Genomic DNA, 16,979 nt, shown 5'->3' on the forward strand with positions numbered 1-16,979 from the left:
GTCAAGCCTCCAATTCAGCCGCGGCGTTTTTAATTGCCTGACGGATGCGTACATACGTGGCACATCTACACAGGTTTCCTGCCATTCCTGCATCGATATCGGCGTCGGTGGGTTTGGGCTTTTTGGTCAGCAGGTCTACAGCACTCATCACCTGGCCTGATTGGCAGAATCCGCATTGAGGTACGTCTAGTTCTTCCCATGCTTTCATCACTGCAGCGGCGGTTTTATTGTCCATACCTTCAATAGTGGTAACAGATGCATTGTTGACTGCACTTATTGGCGTTACGCATGAACGTACTGAGTTGCCATTTAGGTGGACGGTACAAGCACCACACTGTGCTTTGCCACAACCATATTTTGTACCTGTCATGTTGAGTTCATCACGCAGCACCCACAGCAGCGGCGTTTGTCCGTCTACTTCAAGTTCGCGCTCGTCACCGTTTACGCGCATCGAAATTTTCATAATATCTCCGGGCTTTTTTGTCAGACTGCGACAACTGATTGAAAGTGGGTGATTAGGGAACTGCTGCTAATCGAGATGAAGCTAAACGCTCGCAATAGAGAAATTTGTTTTTAAAGTATAGTTAATAGACTGCTTACGTGCCGAAGTTATATTGGTTCAAATATTGGCTAGCCAATTAATCACTTAAAGACTGATTACGGGCCTACGTCTAATTGATTTTATGGAAGTTAGTGGTTTTTGCTGTTTTGAGGTTCATTGAGACTAGGCCGATTGATAGCGTTTAGTTACACCACAAATACTTATAGTTTCAGCCAGTTATTAAGGAGGTTAAAAAGAGGTAATTTAAGATGATGCTTTCTAGAGGAGTGAAGAATTTTTTTCTTATCTTGAATTCCTGTCGTTTGGTCTAGCTCGTCTGCACAAGCTTCTATAATTTCTTTAACGGCAAGTTCATCCATTTCTATATGAAACTGCAACGCAAGGACATGTGATTGATATAAGAACCCTTGATTCTTGCAAAGCCTACTACTAGCTAAACGAATGGCATTTTTGGGAATCTCAAACGTTTCACCGTGCCAATGAAATACTGTTATAGCCTGATTCAGACCATTTATTAGTGGATGCCCAGCAATTTCGTCACTGAAGACAATCGGGTACCAACCAATTTCTTTATATTGGCATCGGTCAACAACTGCTCCAAGCGTTTTTGCAATTTGTTGAGCGCCTAAACAAATACCAAATACATATTTCCCCGCAGTAATAGCCTCTTCAATTCAGCGCCTTTCATCATTTAACCATGGGTAAAGATGATCATCATTTGCACTCATGGGGCCGCCTAGAACAATTAAAAAGTCGTAGTCTTCAACAGATGGAAGCGTGTAACTTTGTTCATAGAACTTTGTACAGGTCAGGCTGTAACCGCTATGAATAACCCATTCTTCTACGTTTGCTAAACCTTCAAACCTAACGTGCTGAAAATAGTGAACCCGCATCTGAGAACCACCTGCCAATTAGTTTGTATTTTTTAGATAAACCTGCGCTGTAAATAACGAAGTTTCAAGCTCTACAACGCTCTAGGTGTATGTTCTTTACAAATCTTGTCTACCTCTCCTTCTTTCAGCTTAATATGCAGTAAGCGACAGAAGTAACCTTCGGCATTCTTTTCGTTATGAACGCATGTCTTGCATACACCAAAGGTGTCCATGTTGTTAGTTCTAAGTAGCGCGCGATTTAACAAACTCAGTGATGATTTTAATGATGAGTGACTTTCTTGATCCAAACTACCTAATGCTGCGCTGAACGCATCTCCTGGTAATTCTCTGTCTATCAACTCGCTTCCTTTAGGTGTAACTCTTAATCGGACTGTGCGTTTGTCAATGGCATCTGGAATTTTTTCTACAAATCCTTTTGCTTCTAAAGATTTTATTGTTTGCGAAACGGTGCCTTTCGTTTGCCCAAGATAATCAACGACTGACATGACAGTATTAGAGAACTGGTTACACGATACAAGGTAGTGAAGAACTTCCACCTGTACTGGTTGCAGTCCACATTTAACGGCCACTTTTCTCAAGTGTGCTCGCGTAATTTCGCCCAATCTCTCGACCAGTCTATACGTTTCATAAATATTCATGTTGAAAATAGTATCGACTAAAAACATTGTTGACAACTTAATTTTTTTAATAAATTATAGTTTCGACTCAAAACTATAATCATAGGTGCTTTATATGAACATTTTAAATAAGTTATTTATTCCTTCCTTATTGGTGGCATCGGCATTGTCAGGATGCAGCTCTGATAGCAGTGCGTTATCTGTTATCAAACCATCAGACCCTCCTGTACATCCGCGTTCCGGAGATGTTTACGATTCAGAGGTATTTGAAATAAATAATGCACAAGTGAAATACGAGCCTGTAATAGACGCCTTTGTGTTTACTATCGAGACTAACGGTGATGCAGGTTCGTTAGCACCAGTACCCATAGGTCAAGTTGACGGCGCACCTGTATTAGGTTACGTATTTGTCACTGACTTAAGTCCGACAGATATAGGCTATCGTGACGTAGAAGGAACGGTTGCACTTGGAATTACAAGTCACCCAGACTTCGATGATACGCCGTTATGGGATGAGGATAACAACGAAGCCTATGATGATGACGGCATTGTTTATCATTCTCACTGGGTTGTACTTGAAAATAATGAACTTGCGGGCGAAGGACTTGCTGTAGTGCAAGCTGAGCCTGGTGACTCGCTAACACCAACATCTCCAATGCCTATGTACCTCGACTCGCCTGGCTTTACTGTTCTAGAGAAAGGGCGTGAAATTAGTGTGATTGTGCCTACCAATGCGGTTAAGAGAAACACGACATTTACATCAAGAGCACTTACTGCTTATCTGGAAGTTGGCATAGTGGACGAATCTCCATTATTGAAGGTTGAACGTTTTTACAGCAAACCGGGTGCACCAATTATTGTGCAAAATAGCGATCGTGTTCCTGTTTCAAACTGGCCGGAAGTTTCGACTGCTCACGATGATGATACGTTTAACCTAATTAACACCACTATCGACTACTTAGAAGAAATTGACTCACTGGTATTCTCGATGGAAACACAAGCACCTGCAGCAATAAAAACGGTAGAACCTATAGGTGAAGTAAATGGCGCGCCAGTGCTAGGCTACGTTTTTCCAACAAGCTTGTCTCCCGCTGCTGTTGGTTTTAAAAACATAGATGGGGGTATTTTGGCACTTGCCGTTACCACTCATCCTGACTTCGACGACACACCATTGTGGGATGAAAATGCAAATGGTGACTATTTAGATGATGGGGTTGTTTACCACACTCATTGGGTTGCATTGGTACCTGATGAAGCGTCGGGTGCGGGTTTATCGGTACCTTACGTGCTTGACGAAACGAACTTACCACCAACTGCCCCAATGCCTATGTATCTCGACTCACCCAATTTCCATGCATACGCATCAGGCAACAAGCTTAGTGTGATTGTGCCTACACAACGCGTTGACAATATCACCACATTTAACTTTGACGGTGTAACGGCAACGATGAACGTTGATGCAACAGGAGAAGGGCCAGTATTGAGGGTTAATGGCGTGATTGATGTGCAGTCGGGTGATTTGAGTCTTCCATATACGGTTACAGAAAAGCACCTCACCGATTTTTAATAATGGACCTAACAATAGGGAAGAATTGGAAAGCATGTTATGTCTGAATGTAATGAAGTTGTTCCGATTCTTTTCACAAAAATATTTGTAAATGGCGGTGAACACGCCACGTTGCTGGCGAGAAAAACCATTACATTAATACAGCATAATACTTTCGTTACTGCAGCGTTTTAGAGTGTCAAATATTGGAAAAATGCTGACGTGCTCATTCATGCAAGCCTTGCAATGGCAGCAAAATCTCAAGCCATGGCATTAGCGAATAAATTTGGAACTAGAAGATTTGAATCATGCAAATTCATGTTTACGATACCCATGTTAAAACCCTTGATGGGCGATACCTTCATTTTGATGTGTTAGTGAATGAGGATAATAAACCTAGGATAGAAGAATTTGTCGCTCGTTATTTAGATGCAAAAGGGATCAAAGCCTCAACGCTGACTTCTGCCTCTTGTTTATTTTGTCATAGTGAAGTCGCCAGTGCGAAAGTGCAGGCTTCGATACGGCAATATGGTTATTACATCTTACCGTTGAGCGGTTGTTAGAAGGAGAGGGGAATTGCAGCAAAGTCAATTTTGTAGGTGGGGAAAGTTGTTTTGATAATGCTAGTAACACAAAGAACAGCTCTCGTGTACTTAAAGTATCAATGCGGTTTTCAGCCATCTATAAGATGAGGCAAGCATAGGGAATACCTACTGATAGTAAAAAGCCAGATAAACAAAAAAGATTTAAAAGTCGGTTTTGGTATCTGCTACTAAAAGATTAGGTGGCCCCAGTGGGGGGCTTTGGTTGGTCGCCACGCGATTGACCGACACTCGGCCGGCACGCTTACGTGGCGACTTGCTGAACTTCAGGCATAAAAAAACCGACTTTCGTCGGTTTCAGTATCTACTTCAAAAAGAAGTAAATGGTACCAGTGGGCGGACTTGAACCGCCACGCTATCGCTAGCAGCGGATTTTGAAAAGATAGCGTATGTTTTAATCTATAAAATTCAAATGTTTAAAGAGGTAAAAAGAACCTTTGCAAATTCTTTGCATAATCGCGTGCCTGCTTCAGGCCGAGGCCACAAAAACTTTAGCAAGCTATACGGTTTTGTAACCGGCCACATTATTAATAAGGAAAATCCCATTAATGGGTTGAAGAATACACCTGATACTCTGCGTCGTTTTTGTTTAGTTTCTTAACCCGGTACATGACTTTATCGACCAATGCCAGGGCTTTTTGCGTACTTGGTGGCGCAGATTCAAAAGTAACTACGCCTATACTAAAGGTAACCATCATGTTTTCGTTACAGAACGCTATGTCTAGATTTTTTTGTAGCTTTTCAAATACAACTTTAGCATCTGGTTGTTTTGTTTCTGGCAACAAACACACGAATTCATCACCGCCAATACGGCCAATGTAATCACTTTCTCTAAATGATGTAGTTATGATTTTTGCAAGTTTGCATAGTATGGCGTGGCCTGCACTGTGCCCTTTTGAGTCGTTAATTACTTTAAAGTCATCAATATCGATATGGGCAATCGTGAAGGGATGTCTGTAGCGTTTGGTGCGAGCGATTTCTTCTTCTAGCAACGAAGTAAATCCACGAGTGTTCAGCAAACCTGTTAGGTGGTCGTGTTCGGCCGCCGCCTCTTCAACCTTGAAAACTTCACTAAAGTTATGGATTAAAATGCTGAGAATACTCAATGCCGACAAGTAAACGAGCGCGGTGTATACCGCGTCAGTGGCGGGTAAAGCAAGTAACGCGTGGTCGTAAGAAACAAGGATAGCAAGAGCCGTGATAAAAGATACAGACAACCCTGTAAACAGGTTGCCATACCAGCTTGCAATCACTACGGGTAGTAAAAGAAGGGGCTCCAACGATACTGAGGTGAGAAGCTGATTGTTCACTACAGTAATTACACATACAAATGTGATGCAGGCGCCCCATATCCATACATGGTGCTTCGCTTAAAAAACGCTAAAGATCGTCTTCACCATTGATATCCTTAGCAAAGTTAGGTTGGTCTTTTTCTGCAAGCGGTGCTGCTTTTAATAGTTGGTATAGTTCACTGTCTGTGGAAAGAAGCAGCGTGGTGTTTTTATTTAATAGTTTTTCATACGCAGACAGTGTTCGCGTAAACGCATAGAAGTCACGTGATGCTGGACTTTGGTTATAGGCCGCAGCGTAAATATTGGCAGCTTGTGCATCCGCTTTCCCTCTTATATCTTCAACTTGTCGATAGGCCTCCGAGCGAATACGTTTAAGCTCGCGTTCTCTATTGCCTCTTATTCTTGCAGACTCGCCATTGCCTTCGGAAAGAAAACGCTCAGCAATTTGGCGTCGTTCGCTAATCATCCGGTCATATATCTTGGGGCGTACACTTGTGTTGTAATTAATGCGTTTAAACTGAATGTCGAGTAGCTCTATGCCAAAAACCTTTATTTTTTCTGCTGCGGCTTCAAAGATTTCTTTCTCAATGACTTTTCGCCCTTTTACTATGGGCACTAAATTACCCATATTTAGCCTTTTCTCAACGTCATTGAGTAGCGCGTCTTTTTCAGGCACCCTCAGTTTTGTAGTACGTATAATCTCTATTAGCTTGTGCTTGGCAACGGCATTACGGGTTTCACTTCCCAATATGTCGTCGAGTCGAGACTGCGCACTTCTTTCATCTTTCAAGCGCAAAAAATATTGCAAAGGCTCGACAATGCGCCAACGGGCGAACAAGTCAACGGATATGTAAAGCTTATCTTTGGTAGGCATATCGGAAGGCGGGCCATCCCATTCCAGTATGCGTTTATCAATAGTGTTTAGGGTTTGGATAAAGGGAATTTTTGCGTTAAGACCCGCCTCTGTGATGGGCTTTCCCATTGGCTTACCGAACTGCGTAATAATGACTTGCTCGGTCTCGCTTACCGTAAAAAGTGTATGACTAATGATCCAGCCCGCAAAGGCTAATAGAATAAAAAAAGGCAAAATAGGCGTTCGTTTTTTAGTCATTTTGTTCTTCCCCCAGCAATACCGAATTATCGGCACTTAAATTCATAATGGGCAAAACCGAACCCTTGTCACCGTCGATTAAATAGGTGTGCTTTAAACGAGGAAGCAGGCGTTCAAGGTGCTCTATATATATCCTACGTTGGGTTACTTTCGGTGCAATTTGGTATTCCACCATAAGCGCATTGAAACGGCTTACATCTCCCTCAGCCTCATTTGTACGCTGTAAACGGTAACCATCGGCTTCGCGTATTCTTTGATCTTTTTCGCCTTCGGCAAGCGGAATGACTCTGTTATACTCCCTTCTAGCTTCATTGATGAGTCGTTCTTTTTCCTGTTGTGCTTGATTCACTTCATTAAATGATGCTTGAACCGGCGAGGGTGGATTGATGTTTTTTAGTTGTACTTGGTCGATAGCGATACCCATTGCATAGGTTCTGGCTATTTCTCTTAGACGTTCCAAGGATTGAAATTCGATGTCTTGCCTACCTATTGTTATTACTTCGTCTACCGTTCTGTCTCCCACCACTTCTCGCATGACAGATTCAGAAATGTAGCGTAGTGTTTCACTGGGGTCGCGTACTTCGAACAGGTAATTAACGGGGTTGGCAATGCGGTATTGAACAACCCATTCTACAAGCGCTGCATTTAAGTCGCCTGTTACCATTTGGGTTTCTTTTAGCGCATAGTCACCTCTTGAGCCTTGTCCTGGATTTGTCGCGGATGCAGTAGCAAATCCGAACTCCTGTTTTAACTGACGCTTCGTAGGCACAATATGTATTGCGTCAACCCCAAAGGGAATTTTCAAATGTAAGCCAGGTTCTTTTTGAGCATGCAGTTTGCCAAACCGTTGAACCACGGCAACAGAGTCGCTAGGCACGGTATAAAAAACATTCCACATGACAAAAATAGTGAACAAAAGCAACACGAACATTATAAAAGCTTTTGGACTTCCACCGGGTAAGAAGCGTTTCAGTTTTTCGAGCAACTGCTTAACATCTTTGTCCAAATCAGGTGGCGGTTTTCCAGTTTGACCGCTTCCCCAAGGGTTGTTTGGTGGGCTGTTCATTTGGTTCGGCATCTTGGTACTCCTTTCAATCGTGGTGGTTTCGAAGCGAAGGACTAATCTATCGGAACCACCATAATTTCGTCGGTAATGACATTGATGCCCTCAATTTTTCGGACAGCATTTAATACCATTTGTTTTTGCTTTTCAGACGTAACTCTGCCAGACAGAGTAATGTCGTTATTGACAGCATTTACGGTGATGTCATTGGTAACATCCATGCCCAATGTGCTAAGTGTTGCGCGAACTTCCTGTGTCAAATCTTCTAGCTGATACGCAAAGGGAGTCTTTTGTTTTAAAGGCGCGTCAATGGGTGTAGAACTTGGCACTGTGTCGCTATCACTTGCTTGTTTGTTGCATCCTGTTAGCGGTGTCGCCAAAACAATAACAGTGAAAAATACGTGAAATCGCGTCATTAGGTGTACCCCTTAGAATAGGTTCTTTCACCAATATACTCGCTGTATTTAGCGCCTCTGTGCGCTGAACCACATTACCTAGTCTTTTATCAAGATTCTGACATGATGCTTGCCTGCTAAAAGTGGGAACGCGATATTTGTGGTGAAGCTATATTTCTCATCGTCGATATAAACGTCGCACTTTTCATTATCATAAGATGCCGTTTTGCGCTTGCTACACGTGCAAGATGCTTCATCTGTATTCACGGTCTTTGCTCCTTGCGTGTGTCTTATTACCTTTATTACGTAGTGTGCTTTATCCATATCTATTGTTACGCTAAATCGATCCCACTGTGACGGTAACCGCGGTGTTATTTCTAATGCGTTCCCTCGCTTCTCTATGCCTAGTAGGAAAGAGATCCCCGCTTGGTACATTAAACCTGCGGCCCCTGTGTACCAGGTCCAGCCACCTCTACCGCAATGGGGCGGCACAGAATAGATGTCTGCCGCCATAGCGTAAGGCTCAACTTTGTATTGAGCACAATGCGCTTCATTAAGCGCATGGTTGATGGGGTTTAGCATGGAAAAGAGCTCGAATGCCTGATCTATTTTTGCTTGCTTACACAGCGCCATGACTGACCAGACTGCCGCGTGGGTATATTGCCCCCCGTTTTCTCGAAAACCTGCGGGATAACCTTTTATGTAGCCCGGCTCCAATATAGTTTTTTCGAAAGGAGGGGTAAATAACAGCGCCAAGCCTAGCTCTTTTCTTATCAGATACTGAGACGCCATTTTCATGGCTTTGTTGGCTCTGTTGGGGAGTGCGTGATTTGAAAGCACTGCCCACGACTGACAAATAGCGTCAATTTTGCATTCATCATTAAGCTGAGAGCCTAGCCAGATACCGTTATCGAAAACGGCTCGTCGGTACCATTCACCATCCCAGGCATGTTGCTCTATTGCGTTAGTGAGTTCTCGCGAGGCCTGTTGCCACTGTGCTTTGTGAGGCATTAGTTTCTGCTGACAATAAGGTGACGGAAGTGCAATTAGTTGGTCAATGGCAAATAAAACAAACCAGCCTAGCCACACGCTTTCCCCCTTGCCCAGTTTGCCTATACCGTTCATGCCGTCGTTCCAATCCCCCGTGCCAATTAGCGGTAAGCCATGTTCCCCTCTAGTGGCAAGCGCTGTGTTTATCGACAAGATACAATGATCTAAAAGGCTCGCGGTATCATCGCTTCTGTTCGGCATGAAAAAAGCGTCATGGGATTCTAGGTCTAGAAGTGGTCCTTCTAAAAAAGGTATTTGCACTTGCCAAATGTTTTGGTCTTGGGTGTTTTTGGCATAGTGCGTTGCCGCGACCACCAACCATATTCTGTCATCAGAAATATGGGTTCTTACCCCTCGGCCTGTAAGTGGAAGCCACCAGTGTTGAACGTCACCCTCTTTAAACTGTCTAGACGCTGCGCACAATACATGTTCGCGCACTCGCTCGGGACTGTGCCATAGCATTGACATTCCATCTTGCAATTGGTCGCGAAACCCAAAGGCGCCACTGGCCTGGTAAAAGCCGCATCGCGCTAGAATTCGGCTACTCATCGTTTGATAGTTCAACCAGCCGTTTAGCATTAGGTTAGTTGCTTTGTCAGGGGTATCTACCTGAACATGCGTGAGCAGATGTAGCCAATAGGCTCTCGTCTTCTGTAGCACAGCGTCGAAACTCTTGTACTTATAGCGTTTCATTAAAGTAAGGGCGTGGGTATGGCTGCTTGCGTAACCAAAAACCAGTACTACATCGTGGGAGGCGTTCGGCTGAAGGGTGAACTTTGTTTGCAGGACCGAACAGGTATCAAACCCATGCCCAACACGTTTTTTCATCTGCGTATCTACGGCTAAAGCGTTTGGGTTAGTTGGACTACCATATTGCCCTAAGAATTCTGTACGATCGGTGGTCCATTCAGCCAGCTCATTTTGAAGCATCACGAATGCTTCACTTTCATAAAATTCAGTGGAAAACGGATTGGACAGAATAATGGCTTGAAAGTCGTGCTCGAAGGAGGTGCTTATGAAAGGTCCGCTTTCATACTTGTCGTTACCCAGAACCCACTCAATATAGCTGGTAATTGATAATTTACGTTCGCGTTCTTCCGTATTTTTAATACAAAGGCGCACCATTTTTACGGGGGCGTTTTGCACAACGGTGTGGGTGGATTCCATATAAATATGGTCGGCATGGTGTGAAAATACACTGTAGCCCCAGCCGTGGCGCACCTGGTATTCACCGTCATCTTGAATGGGTTGGTTAGCTGCGCTGCTTAACGCAAGTGAATTCTCATCTCTCATATACCAGTTGTCCACGCACGGGTTACACACTGGGTCGTTGTACCAAGGGGTTAACTGGTTATCGCGGCTATTTTTGGCCCATGTGTAGCCGTTTCCATCCTCACCAATTTGAAAACCGAAATCGTCATTGGCGATGATATTTATCCAAGGGGCAGGAGGAGTGAGACCGTTGTTTAATTGAATAACATACTCATTGTTCTTAGTATCGAACCCGCCTGTTCCGTTGAAAAAAGAAAGAGTGAAAGTATCTTTCTTATCTAACAGCGACGGCGTCATATACCGCGCTTGTTTTTGTACGTTTTCGTTAGCGTATGATTTATCTGTAAAATCCGATTCAAGAAGGCGATGACATTGCGTTTCTAAATCTCCATCGCGAGCGTCAATCACCAGTCTAGCAGCATGCATGATGGTATCGCGTAAGTCTGTAGAAATTTGATCATAACGCAACACATGTACATAGCAGTGTGCAGGACGGGTGTGTTCATCCGAGTGATAAACAGGCGATTGACTGCAGCGAACCGCGGTTTCAATAGCCTCTTGTAAACTGTGAAAATAGGTTGAACGTTGGTCGTTGATGATTACGATATCCACATACAACATTTTTAGTTTCCAATACTCGTGTGCACGCAACAGTTGCTCTACATGTTTAATATCAGCACTTTCACCTATTCGCATTACCACAACTGGGAGGTCGCCAGATATGCCTTCTTGCCATAACACATGCTTTATGCTTTTTACCGGTAAAGGTAATGTCTTTTGCTGCGTGTACCTGGTATCTAAGTAAAGTAGTGGTGTTGCGATTTTTTGGAAGGTTGCGGTTTCATCATTGTTTATACCTAGGTGCCTTAGTAAGAGTTGTGCTTGCGTCCATGCCATGGTTTTCGCGCGCTCAAACGAATAGGTATCAGCGTGTTGATCGATAAGCGACAGTAGGCTTTTACGAGAAGGTGCGACTAATAGCCAGTAGGTTATCGTTACTTGTTTTCCTGCGGGAATATCAATGTGATGTCGTAATACGAATACTGGGTCGATAACTGCGCCGATTGAACTGCTAAGCCGGTTAAGACCATCGTGTTTTACTTCGTTTCCTTTTGCGTTGTGAATAGCCTTACCTCTACCTATAAAGGTCAGCCTACTCGTGTCAAACTCGAATTTATTAACTTCTTGGTCGCTCACTACAGCAAAGTTCGCGACCCATATTTCACGTTCTTCAGGCGCACGTTTTCGCCTTGTTGCGATAAGTGCGTTGCGCTCTTTAAGCACACTTGTTTTAACAAACAGTTTAGAGAAAGCAGGGTGGGCGCTATCAGCTTCCCTAGGCGCCAGTGCCAATGAATTGAAAGAGGTGACAACAACACGTTTACTAATAAGCGATGTATTACTCACTTTAAGCTGACGAGCCTCGCCATCGCTTTCACTGGTAACCACAACGTCTACACTGCTTTTAATTTTATCGTGTATTGCTTCATAACGAGTGTAGTCTTCGGCAAACTCAGCCGAGTACCTGCCGCAATTTTCGCTGTTTTCAGCGTGTAACGGTTGTATTGACGGCGAATAGGTTTGTTTCGATTTTACGTCGTGAACAAAGAAATACATACCGTCATCGTCGGTGGTGGTATCGCCATTCCAGCGTGTGATCGCGATGTTCTTCCAAACGCTATAGCCACTACCTGCTGAGGTGACCATTGCCGTGTACCTGCCGTTTGACAGCATATTTGTTTGTCTTGGCCCGCTTTGATGCGGGCTAAAAATTCGAGATGTGGATTTAGATGGTGAAAGGTTTTGCGCAATGCTATCCCCCTGAGCAAAAGGACGTTTTAGTGAGACATTACGGGGAATACGCTCTTGAAGTAGCGATTCACAGGCGCCAATCATTGGCTCGTTGTGGAACCGATTGCGCATAACGCCATTGTTGAGCGCATTGTTGATAGCAACAATGGTCATGCCCTGATGATGCGCCATATAACTTTCAATAACCGTATATTTAGTGTTTTTGGGCTGTCTTGAGGGTGTGAAATCGACAGCTTCGTAGAAACCATATGGCCCCAAACAACCTATTGACTGCAGTTCTTTAAAGTTTTTTACAGCACTATTAGGGTCTACCATAGCGGCAAGCCCGCTTGAATAGGGGGACACCACAATACTGTCGGCAAGGCCACGTTTAAGCCCTAAACTAGGCACACCAAAATTTGAATATTGATAGTTAAATTCTAAGTCTCGTGCATTGTATGCCGACTCAGAAATTCCCCATGGAACATTAAGATGCCTTCCATAATGCCGTTGTTGAATTACGGCCATGTTGTTTGTACTGGCAATCAGACTGCCGAAAGGCGCCCGCATAACTAAGGATGGCATGAGATATTCAAACATCGAACCTGACCACGATAGCAGCGCCGCGCTGAATCCAACGGGCGATGCTGTGCGACCCAAGTGAAACCAGTGCTTTGAAGGGATGTCATTTTTGGCAATGGCAAACAGACTAGCCAAACGCGCTTCAGAACCCAATAAGTCATAGCAACCCGTATCTAACTCATCGTTATCAACAGAGTACCCTATACTGAGTAAGACCTTCTCTTGGTTAAATAAAAAGTGGAAGTTCATGTCCATCGCAAGTGAGCGAGCGCAAGAAGCAAGGCGCTCAAACCGTGCTTTTAGGTCGCTCTGCGCAACAGATAGAATCTGTTTGTCTTGTTCTGCAGCTTCTGTACGTTTAATTGTATTTTGTAACCAGTAGTTGATATTCTCGTCGATTGACGTTTCTTTGCTAGTCAGTAGTGACAATAATTTATGAAGGGTTTTCTCTACGGTTACCAAGTCATACGCTGCATCGCTGTCTTGATCTTCCAATAAATTCAGTAAATTCAGTATTTCAATTCGACAGTGAGAATAGTGCTTTTGTGGTGGCTCAACGTTCATAATAGCTGCGTCTAGCAGCAGTAAATTATCGTGAAGCGCTTGTTTAATATTCGGCTCAACACGCTCTTCAACGTCTTCTCGCCACGCCTCCAGTGTGTTGGCTAGTGCAATAAGGTGTCCTGCTAAGTTACCACTATCAACAGATGAAACATATTTAGGGTGTAATGGTTGACGTGTTTGCGTGTGATACCAATTCAGTAAGTGCCCTTCATACTTTTCAAGCTTGCTGAGTGTTTCCAACGTTTCTTCAAGCTTTTCGGTTGCTTCAACAAGCCCTAACCAGCCAAAATCCTTAGCGCTTGCTATCGACAGTAAATATAATCCGATATTAGTCGGTGATGTGCGGTGCGCTGTTTTCGCTTCGGGTAGTTGCTGAAAGTTGTCCGGTGGCAGCATGTTCTCATCTGGTGTTACAAACTCATCGAAAAAACGCCAGGTTCTGCGCGCTATAAGGCGAAGGGTAGTTTGCCTATTTTCGCTAAGGTGTAGGTAAGGGCGTACATTTGGCTGGCTCAACAACCACGCTATCGCAGGGGCGAAAAGCCATAACAGTACAAAAGGTAATGTTGTGAAAAAATAGGTAACTGAATACAAGAGCGTTGCTATTGCAACAAACAACACCAAGCCAACACTTGTGCTCATAAGCTTGTAGTAGTTCACCAGCGAGGGTTTATGTGTGCGTTCTATCTCATCTGACGATACCCACTGTAAAAGGTGGTTTTGTGTAAACGCCATTCTCAAAAGTGCTCTTCCTAAAGCATCTAAAATTTTCACGCTTTTATCAGGGAGGAACGCAAGAATAAATAAACAATTGAGAAAAGACAGTAGTCCGTCTGATAACCACATTTTTAAATGCGTGACTATTCTGCCTTGGCTTCGACGATATGAAATAAAAAGCAGCAACAGGTGAATAATAAAAGGAGCTGCCAGTATGCTTAATAACGTTGTCCAGACAAATAGAGCTTGATATAACGGAAAGGAAAAAGACAAAATCAGTGTGGCAAAAAGGCAAGGCTGTACCAGTGACCTACGTAAATTATCAATAATTTTCCATTGTCCAAGCGTGGGGATTTTACCTGTACCGTTTACTATGCCCAGCAGCCACGGAAGCAGTTGCCAATCACCTCTTGTCCATCGGTGAAGACGGTTAATATCGGCATGATAACTTCGGGGGTATCTTTCCAATACTTCAATATCACAAGCAAAGCCCGCCCGTGCGAATATCCCTTCAAATAAGTCATGACTTAACAGTGTGTTGGTAGGTACACGAGATTTCAGCGCACTCTCAAATGCATCAATATCGTAAATACCTTTTCCAGTATAAGACCCTTCGTCGTATAAATCTTGATACACATCTGAGCTACTGGAAACATACGGATCAATTCCGCCTGGGCTTGAGAATATGAATTGATACCACGAACCGTTGCCATTACTTGGCATTAAAGGAGTAACTTTAGGTTGTAAAACACCGTGCCCTTTAACAATACGGCGCTTTATTCTGTCGAGTAGCGGTGTGTTGAGTGGGTGAGCCATTTTACCTATTAATTTTTTAATCACACCGCGTGTTAGCTGAGTGTCTTGATCTAAGGTCACCACATATTTAATATACTCTGGAATGTCTATGCTATCAGAACTAACTTGCGTAAAAGTGGTATCTGTCGCTCCCCTCAAAAGTCGATTGAGTTCGTGTAACTTTCCTCTTTTTCGTTCCCACGCCATCCACGTCTTCTCGTGACGATTAAACATGCGTTTGCGATACAACAGGTAAAATCGTTTGCGGTTTCTACACCCTGGGTATTTCCTATTCAGTGCGGCAATGTTTTCATTAATTTGCTGTAAATGAATTTTGTCGCTAGATAACGCTTGGCTGGTGGCATCAACCCCATCTAATAAAAGCCCAAAACTCACGTTATCATCGATACAGGTTAAATAGTGCATCTCAAGCTGGTGAATAAGTTTGTTAGCGCCTACTTTATTGGATAATAAAGACGGTATGACTACGAAAGTTCTGCTGGCGTTCGGCACGCCGGTCTTTAGCGAAAGACCGGGTAAAGGGTGTGTATGTACAACACGCAAAATAATTTGGTTTACTAAAAGCACTGACACCTCGCCGATGGGGATAAGAGCAAGCAGAGTCAATACAATTTGCAGCAATAGCGAGAAATTAAAAGCAAATAGTGCGAGAACAAAAATAATGAGTAAAAGGGCGCTAACTGAAATGATAAGCCCCACATAAACCTTGGTGCCACACTCTCCTAAGGCATAGCGTATTCGCTCTTTTATGGATGGTTTGTAGCCAACCTCTTTCTCAAACTGACGATGAGCATCGCCGAATAGGTGGTAGCCAGGGTCGCTAATGCGGCGTTTTTCAGATTCGATGGTTTCATCAATGCTCAAGGTTTTAGCGCGCGCTAAGGCGGCGTCAACAATTTCACACTCGGTTAATCCAGAACCAAAGGCTAGCCTTTGTATATTGCTGCGATATAGATTGCGTGTGCTAAAGTCCATGTCTGTATAAGCTGGATAGGTACGCAGCCGCTTATCAACGTGGCTCAACTGTTCAAAAGGAACTTTCCAATCAATTTCTCCCAGCAGTCTTAAACTATTGATAATATTGCTTATGGTTTCGCTTACTACACTGTGTTCAAGCGATACTTGTTGAATTATGGCGTCGACAGACAGACTTTCTTGGGACAGTTGTTGGCTAAGCCAACGAAGTAACGGGTATTTATCTGGGTCTCTGCCTCGTAAGCGCCTTGCCAGTTGTGCTAGAAAAGCAACATGCGCGCTTGGTGAATAATCGCTTAAGTCGGGCGGCGTAAATTGCTGCGACGTCGTTGAGCTATCCGTTTTTGCCAGTACCTTATCTGCCGCACTATTAGCTTGATTATGTGCAACGTGTCTATCCACTTGTGCTTGAGATAAGCGACGCAGATTTTCAATAAGAACAACTTTTAAAACGCAAGGAAGCGACCACAACTCCAATATGCTCAATATTTCAATGCGCTGATAACACGAAATAAAGTGGCAAAAACTTTGCGTAGTAAAGTGGCAGTCTGTATGTTCCACGTAGTACCACGCTATGGCTAATATTCTGGCATAACCTATAAACTTACCAACGGCTAGGCGAGGTAGTTGACGATACGTACGTTCTGGTAGGTCTAACGTGGTTTGCCAAATTTGTGAATCGACTACGTGATAATTGTCGAGTAACCAATCGAGCCCTTTAGGCGCGTCTTTGCTATTGCGTTTATGTGAAGTGCTTTTCGACACTATTTTTTCAAGAGTCTGTGCGTTATCTTCAAATCGTTTATGAAGTGAGGGAACACGCAGCAATTTTGTTGTAGTCTTGTGATGTTTAGCTATTACCTCTGCGTGCTTTCCCAAACGCTCGGTACTGTAAATATCTTTGCGAACAGGAATATGTTCCCAAGCGGTATTCGACTTAGAAGTAGAAAGCAAAGTGTAGGGCATAGCAAAACGTCCTTTTTAGGTAATTTCATGAAATACCTAAAAAACGCATTGTCACTCTGGTCTCTGCTGCGTTAAATGCATTAGGCACATGCTGTATTGCCTAACTATTTAGCCTTTAGATGATGCATTTATCTGTGCGTTTAAGCACATACATTAAAAAACCTT

At 43.5% G+C, this 16,979-nt stretch carries 11 protein-coding genes and 1 pseudogene; 2 read left to right on the plus strand and 10 right to left on the minus strand.

Features of this window, described 5'->3' with window-relative positions; translation table 11 throughout:
- Nucleotide 1: 1 nt before the first annotated feature.
- The 5 genes and pseudogenes from ACHUFN_RS17210 to ACHUFN_RS17230 form a co-directional block, all read right to left on the minus strand.
- Nucleotides 2-463: a (2Fe-2S)-binding protein gene (locus ACHUFN_RS17210; protein ID WP_394223838.1), complete on the minus strand. Its 462-nt coding sequence runs from the start codon at nt 461-463 to the stop codon at nt 2-4.
- Between the two features lie 299 nt (nt 464-762).
- Nucleotides 763-921: a hypothetical protein gene (locus ACHUFN_RS17215; protein WP_394223840.1), complete on the minus strand. Its 159-nt coding sequence runs from the start codon at nt 919-921 to the stop codon at nt 763-765.
- A 9-nt stretch (nt 922-930) separates the two neighbouring features.
- Nucleotides 931-1,236: pseudogene (locus ACHUFN_RS17220) on the minus strand (type 1 glutamine amidotransferase); the annotation flags it as partial.
- On the minus strand, nt 1,237-1,455 hold the full coding sequence (locus tag ACHUFN_RS17225; protein ID WP_394223842.1) for a hypothetical protein: 219 nt from the start codon (nt 1,453-1,455) through the stop codon (nt 1,237-1,239).
- A gap of 71 nt (nt 1,456-1,526) precedes the next feature.
- Nucleotides 1,527-2,120: a MarR family winged helix-turn-helix transcriptional regulator gene (locus ACHUFN_RS17230; RefSeq protein WP_394223843.1), complete on the minus strand. Its 594-nt coding sequence runs from the start codon at nt 2,118-2,120 to the stop codon at nt 1,527-1,529.
- A gap of 67 nt (nt 2,121-2,187) precedes the next feature.
- Here ACHUFN_RS17230 and ACHUFN_RS17235 point away from each other — a divergent pair, with 67 nt between their 5' ends.
- Nucleotides 2,188-3,639 (plus strand): hypothetical protein, encoded by a 1,452-nt coding sequence (locus tag ACHUFN_RS17235; RefSeq protein WP_394223845.1) that lies wholly within the window; start codon nt 2,188-2,190, stop codon nt 3,637-3,639.
- Nucleotides 3,640-3,926: 287 nt separating this feature from the next.
- Nucleotides 3,927-4,181, plus strand: a complete 255-nt coding sequence (locus tag ACHUFN_RS17240) for a DUF2024 family protein (RefSeq protein ID WP_394223846.1) — start codon at nt 3,927-3,929, stop codon at nt 4,179-4,181.
- Nucleotides 4,182-4,765: 584 nt separating this feature from the next.
- Here ACHUFN_RS17240 and ACHUFN_RS17245 read toward each other — a convergent pair.
- The 5 genes from ACHUFN_RS17245 to ACHUFN_RS17265 form a co-directional block, all read right to left on the minus strand.
- Entirely contained in the window at nt 4,766-5,530 is a 765-nt protein-coding gene (locus ACHUFN_RS17245; protein WP_394223848.1) for a GGDEF domain-containing protein, read from the minus strand.
- 70 nt (nt 5,531-5,600) lie between these two features.
- The gene (hflC, locus tag ACHUFN_RS17250; RefSeq protein ID WP_394223850.1) at nt 5,601-6,623 is read right to left on the minus strand and encodes a protease modulator HflC; all 1,023 of its coding nucleotides are present in this window, start codon (nt 6,621-6,623) and stop codon (nt 5,601-5,603) included.
- Nucleotides 6,616-7,701: an FtsH protease activity modulator HflK gene (hflK, locus tag ACHUFN_RS17255; RefSeq protein WP_394223852.1), complete on the minus strand. Its 1,086-nt coding sequence runs from the start codon at nt 7,699-7,701 to the stop codon at nt 6,616-6,618. The genes hflC and hflK overlap by 8 nt, the downstream gene beginning before the upstream one ends.
- Before the next feature lie 41 nt (nt 7,702-7,742).
- A complete protein-coding gene (locus tag ACHUFN_RS17260; RefSeq protein ID WP_394223853.1) occupies nt 7,743-8,102 on the minus strand; it encodes a BON domain-containing protein in 360 nt (119 codons plus the stop codon).
- 78 nt (nt 8,103-8,180) lie between these two features.
- Nucleotides 8,181-16,814, minus strand: coding sequence for a glycoside hydrolase family 94 protein (locus tag ACHUFN_RS17265; protein ID WP_394223855.1), 8,634 nt, complete (start codon nt 16,812-16,814; stop codon nt 8,181-8,183).
- Nucleotides 16,815-16,979: the final 165 nt, after the last annotated feature.

The sequence above is a fragment of the Alteromonas gracilis genome (genome assembly GCF_043642145.1).
Classification (GTDB): domain Bacteria; phylum Pseudomonadota; class Gammaproteobacteria; order Enterobacterales; family Alteromonadaceae; genus Alteromonas; species Alteromonas gracilis_B.